The following is a 22,440-nucleotide window of genomic DNA, read 5'->3' on the forward strand; positions in this document are numbered from 1 at the left end:
CAAAGATACAACTTTTTTAATTGAGAATAAAAAAAGTACTGCCCGATACCTTCACAGGCATAGGGCAGCACAAACCACAAATACAAATACAACTAAACAAAGTTTCTCTCTTAGATAATTCCCTGACCCATCATGGCATGAGCCACCTTCATGAAGCCGGCGATATTCGCTCCCTTCACGTAGTTGATGTAGCCATCGGGTTCTGTCCCATATTTTACGCATTGAGCATGAATTCCGTGCATGATGGCGTGGAGTTTTTCATCCACTTCGGCTGCACTCCAGCTGAGATGCATGGCGTTCTGCGACATTTCCAGTCCGCTGGTAGCCACACCACCTGCATTGACAGCCTTGCCCGGTGCATACATAATCTTATTTTCAATGAAAAGATCGATAGCTTCGGGCGTACATCCCATATTGGAGATTTCGCCTACACATGTCACCTTGTTGTCAATGAGGTGTTGTGCATCTTCGCCGTTCAACTCGTTCTGGGTAGCGCAAGGCAGAGCGATGTCCGCTTTCACTTCCCACGGGCGTTTGCCTGCCACGAAAGTAGAGCCGGGGAATTCGTCGGCATACGGTGCCACAATATCGTTGCCCGATGACCGGAGTTCCAGCATATAATCTATCTTTTCGCCACTGATACCGTTCGGGTCGTAGATGTAACCGTCGGGACCGGAGATGGTAACAACCTTAGCACCCAATTCGGTAGCCTTAGTAGCAGCACCCCAAGCCACATTTCCAAAACCGGAGATGGCCACGGTCTTGCCCTTGATGTCAATGCCTTTTGTCTGTAACATTTGGTTTACAAAATACAAGCCACCAAATCCTGTTGCTTCGGGACGAATCAGCGAACCGCCAAATTCCAAGCCTTTACCAGTAAATGTGCCCGTAAATTCGCGAGTCAACTTCTTATACATACCGAACATATAGCCCACTTCGCGACCGCCTACACCGATATCACCGGCAGGAACATCCATATCCGGACCGAGGTGACGCCACAACTCCAGCATGAAGGCCTGACAGAAACGCATGATTTCAGCATCGCTCTTTCCGCGCGGAGAGAAGTCGGAACCACCCTTACCGCCACCCATAGGCAATGTAGTCAAGGCATTCTTGAAGGTCTGCTCAAATCCCAGGAATTTGAGGATAGAAAGATTTACGGAAGCATGGAAACGAATACCGCCTTTGTACGGGCCAATGGCATTGTTGAACTGCACACGATAGCCAAGGTTCGTCTGAACTTCACCTTTATCATCCACCCACGTTACGCGGAAAGTAAAGATACGGTCAGGTTCAACCAGACGTTCTATAATTTTCGCTTTCTCGAACTCGGGATGTTGATTATAGATATCTTCGATGGAAAGAAGAACTTCCTTTACGGCTTGAAGATACTCAGACTCGCCGGGGTGCTTTGCCTCTAAAGAGGTCATGATACGTTCGATATTCATAATATTACGTTTTAAAGGTTATTACCTTGTTGACTTTACGCTATTCAAACAAAATGTCAATGAATAACACCGCAAATATAAGAAAACTTTTCAAAACAGCTAAATTTTACGGTTATATTTTGATTAAAGAATGATAAAATGTCAAATCCCCGGCATTCTCTATTCATACCTAAATGGTCTATTCTTTTCCTATTCTGTCAACAATTCGCCATAACGGCATAAATATAGAAAAATTATAATAAAGAAAATAAGAAATGACGAATAATTTACGAAAAAAGACACAATCCTCACGGACTATGCCTTTCCAATTGCTAACTTTAATTCTTAAATGCTTGTATTAAATCCGCAACATAATAATTACTATGTACGGACAAGCTTCATAATTTCTTCAATCCTTTTACCTCTTCTTTTGTTGCTTCTCGAACACTGATAGCCACCCCTCCACTACTTGCCAAAGGTTGACGCAGCACACTCTTTGACGTTACTATGCCACGACGGATGTCATAGCTCTGCGGATTATCTTTCCAGTCTGCATCCCGACCATCTGCATAAACGGTAACAATATATTTCCTTCCTTCGGGTAAGAAAGAGAAAGGAATAGTTGCCGTACGAGGATGTTCGTCGGTAATAGCACCTACATACCACTCTTGTTTTCCTTTGGCTTGACGAGCCACTGTGATATAATCACCCGGTTCGGCTTCCAAATACCAAGAATTGCTCCAATCCACCGCTACATCCTTAATAAATTGAAACGCATCGGGAAAACGGCGATAATTATCCGGCAGGTCTGCTGCCATCTGTAACGGAGAGGGCATCGTTACATATAGAGCCAATTGTTTTACCAATGTAGTACCCGCCTGACCTTTAGGTTTCGAACTATTATAATACGAAAGTTTTGTCTGGAAAATACCAGGAGTGTAATCCATCGGACCACCCTTCAACCGAGTAAACGGCAAGATACAAGTATGATCCGGATCATTGCCCCCCATAGATTCAAACTCACCACCACGGGCAGATTCTTGCGCTACCCAGTTGGGCCAGGTCCGACACAAGCCGGTGGGACGAACAGCCTCGTGACTATCTACCATAATCTTATAATCAGCAGCACGCTTCACCACATGTATATAATGATTGTTCATCCATTGTGAGGAATGATATTCACTACGGGGAATGATTGAGCCCACATATCCTGTCTTTACAGAATTATAGCCATTATCTACCATAAATTGAAAGGCTACATCCAGCTGCCGCTCATAATCGGCAGCATTAGCAGCCGTCTCATGATGCATGATAATCTTTACCCCCTTTGATTTGGCATAGGCATGTAGTACCGCAACATCAAAGTCCGGATAAGGTTTGTCAAAAAGGAACTGACGATCCTTACGATAGGATGCCCAATCTTCCCAACCTTCATTCCAACCCTCAACCAATACCGCATCAATACCATTCTCCGCCGCAAAGTCTATGTACTCTTTCACATGTTCAGTATTGGCCGGATGATGTCCATTAGGAGTTAACTTTGAATAGTCGGTTATGCCGGGTTTAGCCTTATAATAGTCGCTATATGCCCATGTACCTCCTCCACCAGTAAACATCTCCCACCAGACACCGATAAATTTCTGTGGCTTAATCCAAGAAGTATCTTCCAGCTTACAAGGTTCATTCAGATTAAGAATCAACTGAGAAGCAAGGATGCTACGTGCATCGTCACTAACCATAATTGTACGCCACGGGGTATGCAACGGTAATTGCAGATATCCTTTCTTTCCTAATTTATCGGGAGTAAGATGAGCAGAAAAGTTAAACTCTTTATCATCCACATTCAGCAACATGGCAGAATAATCTACCAAGGCAGCTTCATGAATATTGATATAAAGTCCTTCGGTAGTCTTTATCATAAGGGGTGTTTGTACTGTGAATGAAGTCGCTTTAGCTTCATATCCTTTTTTACGTAGATTACGTTCCATAGCTTCGCGCACTTCGGAAATGGCCGCAGTAGTATAGGCAAACTCATTCGTATCATAATCACCGGGAATGCAATAGAGTGTATGATTACCGGTCAGATTGAATTCCGTCAGTTCGTCTTTTACCGTCAGATAATTCATGGTTTTCTGCTCCGGCAACTCATAACGGAATCCGAGTCCATCGTCAAACAATCGAAAACGTACAATCATCGTACGGTCGTGCTTTGCTGGTTGTGAGAAAGTGACAGTAAGTTCATTGTAATGGTTACGGACTTTTTCATACTCTCCCCATACAGGCATCCAAGTTTCATCAAAAGTAGAATTTGTTGCATCAAGAATCCGGAAGCCATTTGACAAATCCGCTTCTTCCATAAGTATTCCCAAGGCAGAAGGTTCTACAACCGGCTCTCCTTTGTAATATAAGCTATAGACCGGCCCCCCCTCGGAATCAAGCACAACATTGAGTTTCAGATTCCCATTGGGAGATAACAATTCGTGTGCCATCGCCACACAAGCAATTCCCAGAAATACAACTGTTAATAATACATGTTTCATATACATCCGTTATTGTTGATATATAAAATATTGATAAGGTTCCATCGTCATTACTGTAGGCAACTCCACATCCACACCGGCAATCACATCGGTCATGGTCTTGCCAGCATGCTCCATAGGTACTTTCACTTGTACAGACTCATTGGCGGTATTCACCATGACCAACATGCCATGACTGCCTGCTGCCCGATAAAATGAAGCGACATCTCCGGTAGTATAAACTTCCAGTTCACCACCACGTACACTGCTCGTAGCTTTATAGGCTCTGATGATTTCTGCCATCTCTTGCGCAAAGACTTCATTGGACTTCAAGTCTATAACTCCGTAATTGAAAAAGTTAAGTGACCGCGGATAGGCTACTTCCTGCGAACTATAAATAAGAGGTATCCCCTCGAGCATAGTCGTTAATACAAAAGCAGACATGGCACCACGCTCACCGCCATAACATTCTATCGGTGATACCTCACTTGCCTGGTCATGATTAGTAGAATAGCGTAACCGTAACGTACCCTTCGGCATTCCCTCCAATTCGGAAGTATTCATAGCATAAAGGTCAGTAAGTGAGCATTTACCGGCATAATAGTCTTTCAGTTTACTATGGAAGTTCCAGCCGTAGAGCAGATTGAAACCATTGTTCATTAAAGACGTTTTTCCGCCTTCGGCAAGCATCAGCAAATTATTGTCAAGTGTACGGAGCTCGGCGATTGCTTTCTTCCAGAAAGCATCTGGTACCCCCTCGGCATAATCACAACGGTATCCATCAATACCAATTTCTGTTACCCAATACTTCATGGCATCAATCATGGCTTGCTGCATGGTTTCGTTGTCAAAATTCAAGTCAGCAACATCCGCCCAAGGCTGTTCTTGAGGTTGTACCACATTGCCATTTGCATCCTGTGTATACCAATCCGGATGCTCAGTCACCCAAGCATTGTCCCACGAAGTATGGTTGGCAACCCAGTCAAGAATCACTTTCATTCCTTTGGCATGGGCAGCATCTACCAGTTCTTTCAAGTCTTTTTTTGTTCCGTAACGTGTATTCAGCTTTTTATAATCCTTTATACAATAAGGTGAATTCACACTTTTCAGTACTCCCGGCTCATTTACAGGCATCAGCCAAAGCACGGTAGTCCCCAGGCTTTGAATACGGTCAAGCTCTGCTTTGATGGCAGAGAACGCATTTTCTTCGGCAAAAATGCGGGGATTTGCCTCATAAATCACCATATCCGAAGCCATGTATTCTTCCTGTGGGACGGGAATCGGTTCCATGTCACTCTGACTATCACTACACCCCATACAAGAATGTAGCATCGTAAAGAGCAGTGTCGCAATTATTACTTTTTTCATATTTCTACTTTTTATCTATACTTATACTCATTGGCGGAACTGATATCTGCAAAAGGAGCATCCAAACTCTCCAGTAATGGGCATTGGCAGAAAAGATACTAAGCCTTAATACTAAAAATCCCGGAAGCCAATACTAAAAAACAAAAGAGCTAAGAGATAACTTCTTCCCAAGGCTTGGTTTTTCTATCCCAAGACTTGGGATAGAAAAACCAAGCCTTGGGACATATATCCGCAAGATTGAAAAGAGATATCCTATCCCCAATCTCATTCCACCAATAGGTCATTTAACATCTTCATTACTATACAAAACTCATTTCAAGAAATTATTCTGATTAGAAACAAAAGCCGCTTCAGATTCCGGTTCAGAGTCTCCGTCCGGATTGTTAGGGTCAATCTCCTCACCAGCTATGTCCGTAATACGGAAATAATAATCTCGATCAAGCGTCACTGCTGCGAGGTCAAATTGTGAGCCTCCATTGTTATTATTCATTATCAGATTGTAAGTCAATCCCTTATTTGCTTCACCTGTATCGTAATAATTATACGTGACACCTTTTATCTCAACACTACCGGTTGGTAATATTCCTGGCCAACTGCCAAAGAGTTCCGGTATATCATTTCCCCACGCATATATGGTTGTTTCTGCCCATCCGGACTGGTCTTCAATAAAAATGGTATAACCATCATGGATGACCACTGCATCCGGATCTATTTCCGTCCAACCGCTTTCTGTGATTTCCAAATATATGTCACGGTCAAGAGTAAAGTTCTGTGGTCCATCAAATTGTGAACCTACTCCATTATCGTTAAATATCAAATTGTAAACCAATCCCTTATTTGCTTCACCTGTATCGAAGTATTTATAGGTAATTCCTTTTATCTCAACGCTACCAGTAGGTGAAATACCGGGCCAACCTCCAAAAAGTTCCGGCAAATCATTTCCCCACGCATAAAGTGTCAGTGCATCCCAACCTGTATTGTCCATCACGAACACAGCATAACCGTCGTGGGTCACTTCACTTGGGTCTTCCGGCTCCTCAAAATAAGCATTCCAGCGGGTTACCGTTATATCAGTGCGAGTACCTACCTTAGCCGAAATTTGATGTAAAGCATCCCCATTCTGCAAAGTACGCTCTATACCTTGTGTCTTAGAAACGAAATAAAAGCCATCGGCAAGTGTCTTTCCATTAACAAAATCTTCCGGATAGAGGTATATGCCCCATTTAACATCATTGTTTGCAGCTTTCTCCATCTGCCACTTAAGGTCTCCGGAAGCAGCATCCTGACCTCCATTGAAATCGCCTGCAATATAAATTATTTCATCGGCACCAGTTCCTTGGGGCATAATCACCTCCAGCAAGATAGCATCGCTACGAAGTTCAAATTGCGGCAACTCATGGTCAAACACAATTTCCTCCTTGTCACAACTACTGATGAAAGCTACAAAAAGCAACAAAAGCCATAGCGGATTACATATATATTTTTTCATTGTTACTATTATTATAGGATGATTAATAATTAGGATTCTGTACCAGTCCCGGATTTACCATAAGGGCAGACTGGGGCAAGGGATACCACTCGTATTTGCGGTCACGTTTAGCCGGATAGCTTAAACCGTCGTCCGTGGCACGGCCAAAGAACCACCATTGCCCTTGCGTAAACTTATCGAAACGACGCAAGTCTGTACGACGACGACGCCCCTCTCCCAAGAATTCAAGTCCCCATTCACTCAACATCCAATCCATATCAAAGGATGTAAAACCAGGACCGGGCTGTTCGAGAGCCGATTTATCTGTAAAATAGCGTGTTTTAACTCTATATACCAGCTCTTTAGCACCTTCCGTATCACCTGCACGCATTTTACATTCAGCAAGAGTATAGACCACTTCACTCAAACGGAATTCCACCTCATCGATGTTTTGGAAATCAATGCCTGCACTCTCCGGATAAACCGGATATCTTACCAAACGGACACCTGAATTCGTTTCACCCCAGCGAGGTGACATGACAGTCTCCAGATTACGTCCTAAATTAAGGAATGTACCCACTTGATCCACATAAACCAAATCCTGACCGTCACGGTCGGCATCTGCTTTCAAAGCCGCACCCTTACCATAGTTGGCTTTAATAGCCCCTTTCAAAAAAATGCCTTGATAGTTTCCTGTTGTTTCATTATACACATAGTTCTGCTTACGGATATCTTTATCGTGGAAACGTTCATAAACTGCTCCTAACTTATCACCGTAGTCGGTAAGAAAGCTCTTAGGATTGTCAGTACCACCATACGGCTGTACATTTCCAGAATTATCCCATGAAGGTGCCAAGCATACACAATTCCATCCGCTCTGGCTGTATGTACCTCCAAAGTAATCCCAACAATTGTAAGGCATGAAAGGCATGTTACGCATCCAACCGGTATTGACCTGACCGACTTCCATCGCCAATGCCATTACAACTTCCGGACATTCTACATTGTTTATCGAATAAATATCACGATAGTCATCGGTAATGCTGTAAGTACCATAATCACCATTCAGAATTTTTTGGCAAAGAGTGGCACACTCATTATAACTGTTTTGTTTGATAAACACCTCAGAATTCAGCAACAAGCGCATCTTAATCATACGATTGGCAGCTTGGTTCATGCGGTTGCGAGTCTTTCCAGAACCATCTTCTTTCATAAGATCTGTAACTGACTCATCTAATTCCTGACTGATAAAATCGTAGATAATCTTGCACCCCTTATCAAAATCAGTATCTGCAGAACCAGGGATTTCCGCACCCGAAGAAATGTTCAAGGGAAGTGCTCCACCCCAAATCTCAAAGATATTGTAGTATGCCCAAGCACGCAGGGTACGTACTTCGGCAATATAACTATTCAAAGCATCCTCAGTCATGCGTATAGATGCGGGGCTGATTGCCTGCAAATCTGTAATAAGCGTATTGCAAAGCCCAATAGTGGTCCACGCATTCTCCCAAGTTTGGCGAATAATGGTTGATTCTGACGTCCAGGTATGTGAAGACAAAGCAAACTTCAATGCCTCATCCCATCCCCAAAGTCCACCGTTCCAACTGCGCCATGCCACCTGGTCGGCAGAAAACTCCTGCAAATACCAGAAGTATTCCAAATAACTATATGCAGCTTTCGAATAGATGGCTGCCACTGCCCCCTGAACACTCGTCTCATCTTGATAATAAATTCCGGCATCCACACGATCGAACACTTCCTCGTCCAAATTAGTACAAGAGAAAAGTGAACATGACATAATCATCGCCAATAACCAACGACATTTTATATATTTCATATCTTTCATATTTTTAATAATTTGTTTCTCATTTATTTGAAGCGAAGAGTCACACCTAAACTCAATTGAGTTGCTGTAGGATAAGCACTATTACTATCTACTCCCGGCTGGATACCATTCACGTCTATAATTGAAGGGTCATTACCAGAATATCCGGTCAAGGTAAACAGATTCTTGGCAGACAGATATATGCGCATATTATCCAGTAACTTACGGTTCTTAGGAGTAAAATTATATCCCAAGGTTACATTTTCCAGTTTTATGAAGCTACCATCCTCCAGGAAATAGGAAGATATTACTCCACCACCGGTACGGATATTCTTATCTTCCAGATACGCAGAGCGAAGAACATTATCTGTACCACATCCCTGAAGCCCCATACCATATTTACGCATATTGAATACATCAAAACCGAATGTACCGCGGAAGAATACACTCAAATCAAAATTTCTCCAAGTCAGGTTGTTACTCCAAGACAAGAAGTGCTTGGGAGCACCATTGCCAATATAACGTTTATACTTGGCATCAGCCTGAGAAATCGGTATTTGCTCATCTTTATCATTCAAAATAAGCATATTGCCATTTTCGTCAACACCTGCATATTCATAACCGTAGAACTGCCCTATCTCTCCCCCTTCCTGCACACGGAAGAAATATTCGCTGGAACCAGTACCCGGTTTTAAGTAAAGGTCGAGATAAGATGCCTTGTAAATATCGTTAGAAAGTTTGGTCAACTTAGTCTTCCCATAAGAATAATTGATTCCGCTCGTCCACTTCACTGCTGTTTTAGTAAGGATATCACCATCCAAAGATACTTCTATACCGGTATTTTTCGTTGTTCCAACGTTAACCAAAATAGTGGAATAGACAAAAGGCGGTTGAGGTGCCGTGTACGTATAAAGCAAGTCTTTAGAACTACGGTCAAAATACTCCACTGAACCACGTAAACGATTCCATAGAACAAAATCAACACCCAGATTAATCGCAACGCTCTTTTCCCAAGCCAAATCCGGATTAGCATTACTAGAGGGAGCATAACCCGTTACCCAACGCCCGTCAAAGAGATAACTACCATTGGTATTATAAGTAGAAAGTGATTTATAAGCATCAAAATCCGAACGACCGGTAATACCGAAAGAAACACGTGGTTTCAAACTGGTCAACACTTTCCGGGTATTCTTCATAAAGCCCATCTCCATCATTTCCCAAGCCAAAGAAGCTGCTGGGAAGTACCCCCACTTTTGGTTAGCACCAAATTTGGAAGAGCCTTCATAGCGCAACGAAGCCGATGCAAAAAGCATATCCTTCCAATTATAGTTCAACCGACCAAAGAAGCCAATAAGTGTCGATTCAGAGCGACCGCTATATAAACTTGCCAAACCATCCTTCAGATAAGAGCCACTACCCAAATCCCAATATTTCGTATTATCAAAAGAGAAGTCGTTGTTACTACCACCAATCTGTTCCCAGATAGACTTCTCATAAGTATAGCCCACTACAGCCTTAATATTGTGGTCGCCCAAGTTCAGTGCATAATTTCCCAACCACTCCAATCGATTGGTGTACCATTTCTGATACTTCATTTCCGCACGTCCTTTATAACCATTCCAATAGGACTCCGAACCGGCAGACGAAGCATAATATTGTTGCTTCATGTCATTGTAATGCAATGAGTAACTTAATGTTGTATTCAACAAATGCTTTTCTGTCTGCAAAATATTCAGTTTAGCCTCAGCCGTACCCAACAAATACATACGCTGGCCGTTGTTATCTCTCAAAGCAAGCTCCGCAACCGGATTGGTTGCACCCGTAGGAGAAGTAGGCTGATAATACGAACCGTCTGCATTATATACCGGCATTGTAGGATTCATTGTGAGTGCCCTATCGAAGAAACCATCATTTCCCCAGGTTTCATTTACACGACGTGCACTCAACGAACCGTTGAATTGTAAGCGATTCTCCAGTACACGCTGTTCCATAGAAAAACGACCTCCAAATTCTTCACGACCACTCACGATGTCAAGTCCATTGGCACTTTTGTAATTGAAGGAAGCACCATAGAAACCATTCTTTGTGCTACCATCAATAGATATATATTGGTTTGTGTCGTATGCTACATCACGAGTAATCAATCCATACCAGTCAGTGTCGGCTCCATAGTCTGTACCTCGTCTCGAACGACGGAATTCATCAGCCGACAGAATATCCGGAGAGGGCTTGGCTACATTAAAAGCGATGTAACTGTCATATGTAACTACCGTTTTTCCTGCTTCACCCGAGCCACGTTTCGTTGTAACCAAAATCACACCATTAGCACCTCGCGTTCCGTAAATAGCAGCTGAACCCGCATCTTTCAATACCGTAATAGATTCAATATCCTGTGCAGCGATGTTACGGATATCGCCACCTGCCACACCATCTATGACAACCAAAGGACTATTACTTGCAGAAACAGATGTTGCACCACGTACTTGTAATGAAGAACTGGAGTTAGGATTGGCAGCTGCCTGCGTATTGACATTCAAGCCCGCGACTTTTCCCGATACCATTTCCATCGGGTTATTCATAGCCCCCAAATTAAAATTTTTCTTATCCACTTGTACAATGGAACTGGAAACTTCTTTTTTACTCAATGAGCCGTAACCCACTACTACAACTTCTTCCAACACCTGCTGGTCATCATGCAAGACAACATCAATCTTATTTCTACCGGATACGTTCAGTTCCTGCGTTTGGTAACCTACATAAGAAAAAATAAGTATTGCATCAGGATTGACATTCGATAACACATAGTTACCGTCAATGTCAGTTATCACCCCCGAAGTTGTACCCTTTACCAATACACTTGCACCGATAAGACCTTCACCCGTAGCATCGGTCACCTTTCCTTGTACCTGAAGTTGTTGTGCAACAACAACACCAGTCATCATAAGAAAACCCAGCAAAAGGATCATGCGCTTTTTAAGGCATCTCTTTAGACTTTTCTTTTTCATCTTATTAGAAATTAGTTAAACAATAAATAGATTGATGCAAATGTATTATCAAAACAAACGCACGATTTGGGCTGAGATAAAAATCTAAAGTCCTGCAACAGGCAATCAACTATAAAACAACGCATTACAAAAATGCTATTGCTACTAATTTCTAAATCATTTCTAAACTTTTTAAGGCAGAAGAAAGCCTCAAAAGGAGGATAAAATCAAAAAGAAGTTATTTTCATCACTCGTTCTTCAAAGTCCTCTTTACAAAGAGACTTGTTTTTTAGCTTGGAACGATAAGTATAGATGGTAGTTATGGAATAACGCAAAAATTCTGCAATACGCGCACTGTCTGTAATACCTAAACGAATCAGTGCAAATATGCGCAGTTCGGTAACAAGCAATTCTTCATTTTTAGGATGCAATTGTTCTTCAACTGGCAACAAACGATTAAATTCTTCTACAAAGTTAGGGAATATCTTAAGAAAAGATACATCGAAATTGTGATAGAACTCTTTCAACTCTTGATTTATGAAACGGTCGGACTTCAATGTACGATATAACTCCTCAAGTTTACCGGCAGCAGCCTGCTTGTTCAATATGCGGCGATATTCTTCCATCTTACTTATATAAGAGGAACTTAAACTGAGGAAACGTCCCAAATACTCTTCCTTAATATGATTGGCTTCCGTAAGAGTCTGATTAGTATGCAATAATCGTTCATTAGCCTCATGTTGAGACTTGTTCAGCTTCTTCAATTCACTATTCAATATACTCAATTGGGAATTGGCAGCAACAACTTTTTTACGGGCATAAGACAATTTTTTCATTTGCCATAGCACACACAGTACTGTCAATAGAAGGAAAACAGAAAGGATACATATGCCTGTAATAAACATTCTCTGCCGCTGTTGCTGTATTTCCTTTTCTTGCTGATAAGCACGATCTATGAGCGGAAGCATCTTGGAATTCTGCGAACTACGCAACCGAGTAGTATAATAATTAGCATCTTCCATACTAATCTTGATATAGTGATTAGCACGTTCCAAATCGCCCATTCCATAAAGTAATTCCGCTAATGCGCACAAAGAATAATTTTCTTTCACCACTGCCCTAATGTCAGCAATGGCACTGCTAATACGTGCTTCCATTTCTTTTTGCTTGTTCCCCACGACATGATAAGCAAAAGCCAGAATTGAAGTAGCTACTGCATACTCACGCGTATTGGATTTCAACCGAGGTAAAAAATTCTTCAATAAACATATAGCCTCCTGACTTTTTCCCTGGTCAATGAGCTGAGGTGCATGCACGACTACATATCTATAAGTATCTTCCGGTACTAGGCTGATTATAGAATCCCTATACAAATTTGCTATCCGAAGATAATTGTTCACGTAGTTCCGATCAGTGGCGTACTCTGCCTGATAGAGATATAGGTTTTCAAAACATACATAATAGTCCACTATATTTTCACCCTCCAACGTGTTACGAGGAAGCGATTTCAGCAATTCCATTGCTTCAACAAAAAGGCCCGAAGTATTTAGAATATGTACTTTATTTAATATAGAACTATTTATCCATTGCCTATTATTTAGCCGTGTGGCAATAAGAATATTTTCATTTATATAATGTAATGCAGAATCACTAATATAAGAATTATATTCGGCAAAAAGACGATTTTGTATCAGATAACGCTCCATGTCAGTAAGCCTCCCTTGCTTCAACTCATCCTTTATCAAAGAAATATACCGTTCTTTTTCTTCCTCGTATTGTCTACGCATTACGATAGTCTTATCCAGAACAGACAAAAGGCTATCTATTGCAGATGCATACATACCAAGCGAACATGGCAACAGCATTATTATTAAAATCAAGATACGCATCATAGGTTAACATTGTGACATAACTTCGCAAAGTTACAATTTTCTTCTGTTATGAAAATACGATTTTAGTATTTTCTTTGGCATTATAAGTCGTACATCATAGGGATTATACATCTACCGAAATTCATATTTCCTCTACTTCGGATAGCTTTTAAAGCTTTTATGGCAGTTTTCAAACCTCCTTCTGCCTAATAATGGCTAACATTGCAACCGAAACCAAAGGTTGACATCAACATGAGAAAGACATTATTATTTTTATACCTTTTATCTCTCGGCAGTATTGCCGCATACGGTCAGACACGTCTGACCCAAGACCCCAAACTGGAACGACAACTCCACGAAAGCGGACTGATACATCAACCCCTCCCCCTGGATATTGAAAACTCTTTCGAAACCAACGGATGGAAAAAGGAGGTCTTGCAAAGCGCTCCTCTCACCCGCTCGGCAGGTACAGAGGGATGGAGTCATTCCGGCGCAGGAAGCATGTCCTTCTGTACGGAAAAGACCGTTTCCGGCAAAGGCAGCATCAAACTGCAATTCCCCACATTCACCGGGAAAAGGGCGACCGGCTCTCCTTCCGACCCAGACTATGCCACCTACGGAAACAGCAGTGTTACCTATCATCTAGACGGCGCCAATCTGGAGAAGTACAACCGCATCGTATTCTCCATCTATCCCGATTGCGACGGCGCGCGCATCGTCAACATGAACCTCACGTTTCGCAATGCAGATACTCCTGCCAAGAAAGGATATAATCAGCCTTCGGGTTCACACCTCATTAACCTTATTAATAAGGAGTGGAACCAATGCTTCCTCGAAATAGACGAGTATCAGCGCGACAAGGTGATGTCCATCACCTTCAGCACAGCCCTCAAAGGCAAAGACCGGACTACAGGAGATTCAGCTATCTACTACCTGGACAATCTACAACTGCAAACGGTGAAAGCCCCTGAGAAAGTCAGCGGATGGATACCTGCCGATGGAAAAATCTCCTACTCGACAACCGGCTATGCCGTCAACCACCCCAAAACCGCCCTCATCAACACAAACCTCACCATAGACGCCGGAAAGCGCTTCCAACTGCTTACCCCAACCGGAGAAATAGCTTACGAAGGAGACATCCGAAAAGAGAAAACCACTCTCGGAGAATTTGGCCTTATTGATTTCACCTCCTTCAATAATCCCGGAGAGTATCAGCTGAAGGTCGGAACATCGCTAACTCCCACCTTCCGGATTGGAGAAAGACTTTGGGAAGATTCACAATGGAAAGTGCTGAACTTCATCTTCTGCCAGCGCTGTGGACATCCGGTTCCCGGCAAGCATTCCACCTGCCACGTAGACCTCATGTCCCGACATGACGGACGCAGCATCTCCTACTCCGGCGGATGGCACGATGCAGGAGACTTGTCCCAGCAAACCTTGCAGACGGGAGACGTGACCTTTGCTCTGCTCGAAGCCTATAATAAACAAAGAAATATCAACCCAGCCCTCGCCGCCCGCCTGCGTGAAGAGGCGGAATGGGGAGTAGAGTTCATCCTAAAGAACCGCTACGGCGATGGTTACCGCGCCAGCAGCATGGGATTGCTTATCTGGCAAGACGGTGTGTTCAATACATTGGACGACATATCTTCCGTACGTGTACAGAACATGGCATTTGACAACTTTCTCTATGCCGGATACGAAGCTTACGCCTCCATGACGCTGGACAACGACCCGATGCTGCAGGAATACCTATTGCGCGTGGCCGAAGAAGATTTCGCTTTTGCTATGGAGAAGTTCAAAAAAGATGGCTTCGACCAGTTCGTCCAGCCTTACGAACACAGTTACAACACTTCGAAAAGTCAGTATATGGCTACCATCTCCTGGTCGGCAAGCCAATTATACAAGCTGACCGGAAAACCTTCTTATGCGGACATCGCCGCTGAATACATCCGCTACACCCTCGACTGCCAGCGCACGGAACCGCTGAAAGACAAAGACGGGACACGCGGATTCTTCTACCGGGACAAATCCCGCAAATCCATCGTACATTACATACACCAGTCGCGCGAGCAGGTCTATATGCAGGCCATGGTGATGCTTTGCGAAACCCAGAAGGAGCACCCCGATTATCCTAAATGGGTGAATTCCATACAACTATATGGAGAGTATCTGAAAGGAATGATGAAGTATACCCATCCCTACGGTATGATTCCAAGCGGTGTTTACCATGCAGAGGAATATAAGGATACCACCAACTTCTACGCCCTCCATCTGTTTCCCCCTGCCAATGCCAAGGAACTGTACACGGAACAGATTAAACGAGGAGTACAACTGGACAAAGAGCACTACATGAAACGTTTCCCCGTGTGGTTCAACATTTTCAACGGCAATACCGCCATCCATCTTTCCAACGGAAAGTCCGCCGCCATCTGCGGAAACTTCCTGAAGGACAAGGAACTGCTCAACATCGGTCTGGAACAGTTGTACTGGACCGTAGGCAAGAATCCTTTCGGACAATCCTTGATTTATGGAGAAGGACACAACTATCCGCAACTGAATACCTTCTCTTCGGGAGAAATGACAGGAGAGATGCCCGTTGGTATCCGTACCCTGGGTAACGACGATGTCCCCTATTGGCCGCAAACCAACAATGCCTGTTATAAAGAGGTATGGATTACCTCGGCAGGCAAATGGCTGTCTCTGATTGCGGAATATTAGATAATGGAGAATTAATAACTTATAAATTATAAATTACAAATTATGAAACATCTGTTTATTTTATTGTTTACGGCTTGCACCCTGCTGACGTACGCACAAGTCCCCGAAGGTTATCCGGCAAACTATGCCAAAGCTCCTCGCTTCAAGGCCTTGATTTATTACACGCAACATGCGGAAGAAGCACACGTACAATTTGCAGAACAAGCAACCACTTTCTTCAAGAAGCTCAATTACGGTGACGGCTTTGTTCTGGATATTACTACCGATTTTTCAAAATACCCATACGAGAAACTGAAAGAATACAATGTCATTATCATGCTTAACACATCCCCCAACACCAAGGCCGAACGCGATGCTTTTGAGCAATACATGGAAAACGGAGGCGGTTGGGTAGGTTTCCACGCAGCTGCCTACAACGACAAAAACACGCATTGGCCCTGGTTCGTTAAGTTTCTTGGTGGTGGGGTGTTCTATTGCAACAACTGGCCTCCCCAGCCGGTATTGGTCGAAGTCGACAACGAAGAACATCCCGTTACCAAGAATCTGCCTGCATCATTCGTGGCTCCCGCCAGCGAATGGTACCAATGGACTCCCAGCCCCCGCCAGAACAAGGACGTAGAAGTACTCTTGTCCCTATCTCCCAAGAACTATCCACTGGGTATCAAGGATGTAGTGAATTTTGGCGACTTCCCCATCGTATGGTCCAACAAGAATTACAGAATGATTTACCTGAATATGGGACATGGTGACGAAGAGTTTATCGACGGTACACAGAACCTGCTATTGGTTAATGCTTTCCGCTGGGTAGTGAGCAAAGACAAGAACGGTGACCCGTTCCTCAAATGAAACAACTCCCATAACAGTAATCAAAAGAATAAAATAGGATAGTATTCTTCAAATCTTCTCCAAAATACAACACTTTTATGCCGAAACAGATACTTTTCGAAGGAAAAGGTATCTGTTTCGGTTGTTTCATATAGATACCCTTGCTGGTCCCGACAAGTTGGAATGATAGTTTCCTATAGTCGAAACCAAGAGTTTTAACCTTTGAAACGAATGGTTTTATCGAAAGAAACTTTTGGTTTTGCTTGTTGAAACCAATAGTCTTACTTGTCGAAACTTTTCGTATTTAGTCTTGAAACTAAAAGTTTCATGCTGAGAACTAAGATTATAACTATTTCAACGACCCACGAAACAAGTATGCATACCATCTTTTACAAAAATTGGAAAGCGTGATGGATGGTTGTAATGTTTTTTATCTATCACAGGTATCCATCACATTTTAATTAACTTATAATCAAAAGAATAATCTCTTCGCGTGACAGCATGACAGATGTTTTGCCGAAATAAACTTTAGTGAGAGATACCGCCACTGCCTACACATAAAAATCCCCAGTATTTCAAAAGGAAATACCGGGGACTCTTCAGAAAGAAAACCAATCTAAACTTATAACCAGCCAGGGTTCTGTGTCAAGCCACCTTTAGCTCTATCCATTTCCGACTGGTCAATCGGGAAGTACCTAAACTTCTCCGTCCAACCTTTGTTACCTAAAATCTCTGTTCCTTTATCGAAACGCAGAATGTCAAACCAACGCTGCATTTCATCCATAAACTCATACCCACGCTCTTCAAAAAGAATATCCAACAACTCCTGCTTGCTCTTTCCCGCCAAGTTGATACGGTGCTCTTTGTCTTTGAAAGCGCGGTCTCTGACCTGGTCGAACCAGCCTTGCGCATCGGCACTGGCAGTTCCGTTGATGCGTACATCAAGTTCCACAGCCAGCAGTAAAACATCGGCATAACGGTAAATACGCCAAGAGTTATAATAGTTATCCGTAGGATTCACCGTAGACGTCGTCTCCTTTCTCGGATGAATCTTATAGTGCCCCAGACCTTCGTAATTTTCCTGTTGGTCACTGACTTGGAAAGCACTTCCTGCCGGTAGTTCGCCTTTGGCCACCATTTCTGCCACTTTCTTAGCCTCGTCCGCATAGACAATGACTGTTCCCTCGCGACGCGTATCGCCTTCCTTAAACATGTTGTAAACAGTACTCGGCATGGTGTTCTGCCCATAACCTTCGCCCAATCCGCCCTGCTCGGCACTTCTCGGATCAACAATGTTACGACCACCCAAAGAACGTGCAAGACCAAACCCTTCACCGGAGTTATTGCCGGCATAACATACCTCAAAGATAGATTCCGCACACCATTCTCCGTCTTTCACCCATAAGTTCTGATAATCAGGGTTCAACTGGTATCTTCCACTGGTGATTATTTCTTTCATGTCATTCAATGCCACCTGATATTTAGTCTCATCACGATGGAACAAAATAATTTTGGCACGAAGCAGCTTGGCAGCATCCCGGCAAACGCGTCCCTGCCGTGTAGCACTGCGCTGGGGCAGATACTTAGTCACTTCGTCATCCAAATCACCCATCATAAACTCATAAATCTCTTCACGGGTTCCTTTGGCAACGCTATACATTTCACTGGCTGCCAGATAATGTTTGATAAGCGGGAATTGCTCATACCCCATAAACAGATGGTAATAGAAAATGGCACGGTAAAAGCGCGCTTCGGCAGAAATGGAATTGACAAAGTCTGCATTGAGGTTGCACCCGGCCAATTTGTCAATCAACAGATTGGCAGCAATGACTCCATTGAACAAGCCGAAATCCCACTCATTCCACCAAGAACCATAGCCCCATGCACCGAAACAAGAAGTCGCGTCATAGGTAAAAGTATCCCATTTCGTCTTGTAAGATCCCTCACCGATACCACCACCGGTTTCAGACTCATCGCCCAGCAAAGAAGAGTAAGACCAAACCTCCGGCATGCGGGTCTGCATTTCATTTATCACGGCATACAAGCCCTTCATCATATCGTCTTCCGTCTTATAGAATTCGGTTTCCGATACCTGAGTTCTCGGATTCACTTCCAGAAAATCTGAACAAGCTATGGTCGACAAAGCCATCGCACCCAAAGCCAATACTTTTAATATCTTATTCATTGTATCTAATTTTTAGATTAATCAAAATGTTATGTTTGCACCGATGGTATAAGTACGTGCTTGCGGATATGTTCCCCCGTCAAATCCATCACGTGTTCCCACTTCCGGATCATAACCGCTATAATTGGTGATTGTAAACAGATTCTCGCCCTGCACAAAGAAACGCAGCCCCTTGATACCGACACGCTGCAACATCTGACCGGGTAGACTGTAACCTATCTGCAACACTTTCAAACGCATATACGAACCATCTTCCACAAAAAAGTTTGAAACCTGATAGTTATTGTTGTCACCATCTATCACACGTGGTACCCAATTGGAAGTTCCTTCACCGTGCCAACGGTTCAACCAGGATTTGTCGTAGTTACCAAAAGTCACGTTGGAACGTCTGTACAGTTTATAAATGTCGTTTCCGATACTTCCTTGAAAGAATGCACTGAAATCCAGCCCCTTCCAATCGGCAGAGAGCGTAAATCCATACGTCCAGTCGGGATTCGGCTTACCTATCATAGTACGGTCATCGCCATTAAGACCATTTTTACCATCCAAATCTTTAAAACGGATATCTCCGGGCTTGGCATTCGGTTGTATCAAATGAGTCTTTCCGTTAGAATCTACGTAGGTATAGTTGTCTATCTCCTGCTGATTCTGAAAAATGCCATCATGCAAGTAACCGTAGAAGAAGCCGTACGGACGCCCGTTCTCTCTCCAACTGACCTGGCCGCCCATACCACCACCGATATTATTGAGACCGACGCGGTCGGGACCTTGGTCTGTTACAGTATTCTTCACATAAGAAGCATTTCCATTGATACCCAGATTCACTTCACCCACCTTAAAGCGATAGGACGCTTCGAACTCGATACCTTCGTTCTTCACTGTACCCGAATTGACCGTCATACTGCCATAACTGGTATAAAGAGGAATCGGCATGGAAAGCAGCATGTCCTTCGTCTTCTTCACGAAATAGTCGGCAGAGAATGTCAATGCACTGTTGAAGAAACGCAAGTCAATACCCAAGTCGGTCTGTTCGGAGGTCTCCCATTTCAAGTCTGCATTGGCATAGCCACTGGGCAGCATACCTGTATATACCTTTCCATTTATGACTGCATTCTTACCCTGGCTCATCATACTTGTATAGGCAAAGGAGCCGATGCGTTCATTACCGTTCTGTCCCCAGCTCAGACGTATCTTGGCAAAATCCAACCAGGAAGGTCTGTTCTCCATGAACTTCTCCCGGGTCAACACCCAACCCAAAGAAACCGAAGGGAATGTAGCATACTGGTGTTCGCGACTGAAGTTTGACGAACCGTCCCGTCTCACTACCGCTTCGAACAAATACTTTTCATCATAATTATAGTTGATACGTCCGAATACGGATGCAATGCGGTGATCTTCCGCCCCACCCCATACTTTGGACTGTTCTTCGGGCGCTGTGGCCGTGTCTATATATCCCTTGTCTATATCCACCACCAGCAGATTATAATCTTCCGCTTCCAAATTGGAGTAATGGTAGGAAGACATACTCGTACCGAACAGTGCACCTATATTATGACGGCCGAAAGACTTCGTATACGACAGCACATTTTCCCACTGCCAGTAGGAAGACTCCCTTTTCTTATCCTCTACTTTGGAAGTAGCATTCTTACTGGTAGCATTCAGCTCGTAGACCGGAGTTACATTCTTGATGGAATTGAATACCCATTCCGCACCATAGGTAGTCTTGAACTTCAAGCCCGGCAACAAGTCGACATCAAGGTTAAAGTTCGCACCGAAATTCTGCGGCATAGTCCTCTGGTTGTGGTTGACCTGCATGGCAGCCAGGGGATTGTTTATTTCACGCATCTCAATGATATTGTATGCCAAGCCGTTGGGAGCAATGACATGATTTGGATAAGTTACGGCATATTGCTCCAGTATAGCAGGGTCGGTCTGATAAACCGGCTCGGTAGGAGGCAACATATTCATGGAAGTAATCAAGCCTGCTGCTTCACTATTGCCAATAGTATTACCAGTCTGGATTGACTTGGAATAGCTTGCAATTGCACCAAAACTAATCTTATTCAACCAATTTCGTGATTTCGTGTCCAGTAATACATTATTGTAATTCAAGCGTACATTGTAGCGTTCATAATCAGCATGTCCTTTAGCATAAATACCTTCTTGCTTTACATAACCGAAAGAAGCATAATAGGTAGAGTTGTCCGTACCTCCACTCAACGAAACCTTGTGGTTCATAATAGGAGCATTCTTGTTCTGTAGTTCCTTTTGCCAGTCGGTATTGACGCTGGAAACAGTCGGGAAATAAGGGTCTTTACCTGCATTGGCAGCCATTTCATTCATCAACATCTGATAATCCGCACTACCCAGCAAATCCACCTTCTTGGAAGGATTCTGAATACCATACGTAAATTCATAGTTCAAAGTAGCCTTCCCTTTAGTACCCTTCTTCGTAGTTATCAGCACAACACCGTTAGCACCACGGGCTCCGTAAATAGCGGCGGAAGCTGCGTCTTTCAGCACTTCAATAGACTCAATATCAGAAGGATTCAAATGACTGATACCACTTTCAGACGGCATGCCGTCTACTATATAAAGCGGATCGGAGTTGTTGACCGTACCGGTACCCCGAATACGAATCTTTGATTCCGCACCGGGCTGACCTGAATTAGAGATAATCTGTACACCGGAAACTTTACCTTTCAAAGCATTCTGAATATTTGTAGGATTACCTTTATCCAACTCTTCACTGGTAACACGGCTCACAGCAGACGAAAGTACACTCTTCTTTTGTACACCATAGCCTACTACAACTACCTCGTCCAGCAACTCAGAAGAATCAGTAAAACGGACTTTCAGATTTGTATCTGCAGCAGTCAGTTTATACTCAATAGGCTCATAACCGATAAAGGTGAAGACCAACACATCACCCACAGAAGCTTTCAGACTGAAATTCCCATCAATATCCGTCACAGTACCCACAGCCGGATTACTTTTCATACTGACATTAGCACCCGGAACCGTTTCTCCGGAAGGATCATAAACGATACCCTGCACATTAATTTGTTGTGCGAAGAGCTGCAAAGTGCAACTGAGAATGCAAAGCAGCAAAAGGACTCTTTTTCTTTTCATGATAATAGTATTAGTTTATAAAATAGAAAGTTATTCATATTGTATTGATACAAATTCCAATACTTCGATAAGCGAAATTACGTACTAAACAAGAAATGGAAGTTGAATATTTCTCATA

At 43.3% G+C, this 22,440-nt stretch carries 11 protein-coding genes; 2 read left to right on the forward strand and 9 right to left on the reverse strand.

Annotated features, from left to right (window positions below; translation table 11 throughout):
• Positions 1-110: 110 nt before the first annotated feature.
• The 7 genes from gdhA to ITJ87_RS18015 form a co-directional block, all read right to left on the reverse strand.
• Positions 111-1,448, reverse strand: a complete 1,338-nt coding sequence (gene gdhA / locus ITJ87_RS17985) for an NADP-specific glutamate dehydrogenase (RefSeq protein WP_098031949.1) — start codon at positions 1,446-1,448, stop codon at positions 111-113.
• A gap of 377 nt (positions 1,449-1,825) precedes the next feature.
• The gene (locus ITJ87_RS17990) at positions 1,826-3,973 is read right to left on the reverse strand and encodes a glycoside hydrolase family 97 protein (RefSeq protein WP_016272962.1); all 2,148 of its coding nucleotides are present in this window, start codon (positions 3,971-3,973) and stop codon (positions 1,826-1,828) included.
• Between the two features lie 3 nt (positions 3,974-3,976).
• Positions 3,977-5,314 (reverse strand): alpha-amylase family glycosyl hydrolase, encoded by a 1,338-nt coding sequence (locus ITJ87_RS17995; protein ID WP_117964140.1) that lies wholly within the window; start codon positions 5,312-5,314, stop codon positions 3,977-3,979.
• A 310-nt stretch (positions 5,315-5,624) separates the two neighbouring features.
• On the reverse strand, positions 5,625-6,803 hold the full coding sequence (locus ITJ87_RS18000) for a hypothetical protein (RefSeq protein WP_005833032.1): 1,179 nt from the start codon (positions 6,801-6,803) through the stop codon (positions 5,625-5,627).
• A gap of 22 nt (positions 6,804-6,825) precedes the next feature.
• Positions 6,826-8,619: a RagB/SusD family nutrient uptake outer membrane protein gene (locus ITJ87_RS18005; RefSeq protein WP_005833034.1), complete on the reverse strand. Its 1,794-nt coding sequence runs from the start codon at positions 8,617-8,619 to the stop codon at positions 6,826-6,828.
• Positions 8,620-8,651: 32 nt separating this feature from the next.
• Complete coding sequence (locus ITJ87_RS18010; RefSeq protein WP_117964139.1) at positions 8,652-11,612, reverse strand: SusC/RagA family TonB-linked outer membrane protein; 2,961 nt, start codon at positions 11,610-11,612, stop codon at positions 8,652-8,654.
• 206 nt (positions 11,613-11,818) lie between these two features.
• Complete coding sequence (locus ITJ87_RS18015; protein WP_005827019.1) at positions 11,819-13,483, reverse strand: DUF6377 domain-containing protein; 1,665 nt, start codon at positions 13,481-13,483, stop codon at positions 11,819-11,821.
• 231 nt (positions 13,484-13,714) lie between these two features.
• Between ITJ87_RS18015 and ITJ87_RS18020 the strand changes: the two genes are divergently transcribed.
• Both ITJ87_RS18020 and ITJ87_RS18025 read left to right on the forward strand, forming a co-directional pair.
• Entirely contained in the window at positions 13,715-16,180 is a 2,466-nt protein-coding gene (locus ITJ87_RS18020; protein ID WP_117964138.1) for a glycoside hydrolase family 9 protein, read from the forward strand.
• A gap of 42 nt (positions 16,181-16,222) precedes the next feature.
• Positions 16,223-17,026, forward strand: coding sequence for a ThuA domain-containing protein (locus ITJ87_RS18025; RefSeq protein ID WP_022401156.1), 804 nt, complete (start codon positions 16,223-16,225; stop codon positions 17,024-17,026).
• A 601-nt stretch (positions 17,027-17,627) separates the two neighbouring features.
• Here the strand turns inward: ITJ87_RS18025 and ITJ87_RS18030 are convergent.
• Together ITJ87_RS18030 and ITJ87_RS18035 are read right to left on the reverse strand one after the other, a co-directional pair.
• The gene (locus ITJ87_RS18030) at positions 17,628-19,190 is read right to left on the reverse strand and encodes a RagB/SusD family nutrient uptake outer membrane protein (RefSeq protein WP_117964137.1); all 1,563 of its coding nucleotides are present in this window, start codon (positions 19,188-19,190) and stop codon (positions 17,628-17,630) included.
• 21 nt (positions 19,191-19,211) lie between these two features.
• Positions 19,212-22,322 carry a TonB-dependent receptor gene (locus ITJ87_RS18035; protein WP_117964136.1) on the reverse strand — a complete coding sequence of 1,037 codons (3,111 nt, stop codon included), beginning with the start codon at positions 22,320-22,322 and terminating at the stop codon, positions 19,212-19,214.
• Positions 22,323-22,440: the final 118 nt, after the last annotated feature.

This window comes from Bacteroides sp. HF-162, from assembly GCF_015679285.1.
GTDB classification, from domain to species: domain Bacteria; phylum Bacteroidota; class Bacteroidia; order Bacteroidales; family Bacteroidaceae; genus Bacteroides; species Bacteroides uniformis.

Coding starts and splice junctions, on each gene's coding strand:
- gdhA (WP_098031949.1), bottom strand. CDS start 1,448: ATGAATATCGAACGTATCATGACCTCTTTAGAGGCAAAGCACCCCGGC.
- ITJ87_RS17990 (WP_016272962.1), bottom strand. CDS start 3,973: ATGTATATGAAACATGTATTATTAACAGTTGTATTTCTGGGAATTGCT.
- ITJ87_RS17995 (WP_117964140.1), bottom strand. CDS start 5,314: ATGAAAAAAGTAATAATTGCGACACTGCTCTTTACGATGCTACATTCT.
- ITJ87_RS18000 (WP_005833032.1), bottom strand. CDS start 6,803: ATGAAAAAATATATATGTAATCCGCTATGGCTTTTGTTGCTTTTTGTA.
- ITJ87_RS18005 (WP_005833034.1), bottom strand. CDS start 8,619: ATGAAATATATAAAATGTCGTTGGTTATTGGCGATGATTATGTCATGT.
- ITJ87_RS18010 (WP_117964139.1), bottom strand. CDS start 11,612: ATGAAAAAGAAAAGTCTAAAGAGATGCCTTAAAAAGCGCATGATCCTT.
- ITJ87_RS18015 (WP_005827019.1), bottom strand. CDS start 13,483: ATGATGCGTATCTTGATTTTAATAATAATGCTGTTGCCATGTTCGCTT.
- ITJ87_RS18020 (WP_117964138.1), top strand. CDS start 13,715: ATGAGAAAGACATTATTATTTTTATACCTTTTATCTCTCGGCAGTATT.
- ITJ87_RS18025 (WP_022401156.1), top strand. CDS start 16,223: ATGAAACATCTGTTTATTTTATTGTTTACGGCTTGCACCCTGCTGACG.
- ITJ87_RS18030 (WP_117964137.1), bottom strand. CDS start 19,190: ATGAATAAGATATTAAAAGTATTGGCTTTGGGTGCGATGGCTTTGTCG.
- ITJ87_RS18035 (WP_117964136.1), bottom strand. CDS start 22,322: ATGAAAAGAAAAAGAGTCCTTTTGCTGCTTTGCATTCTCAGTTGCACT.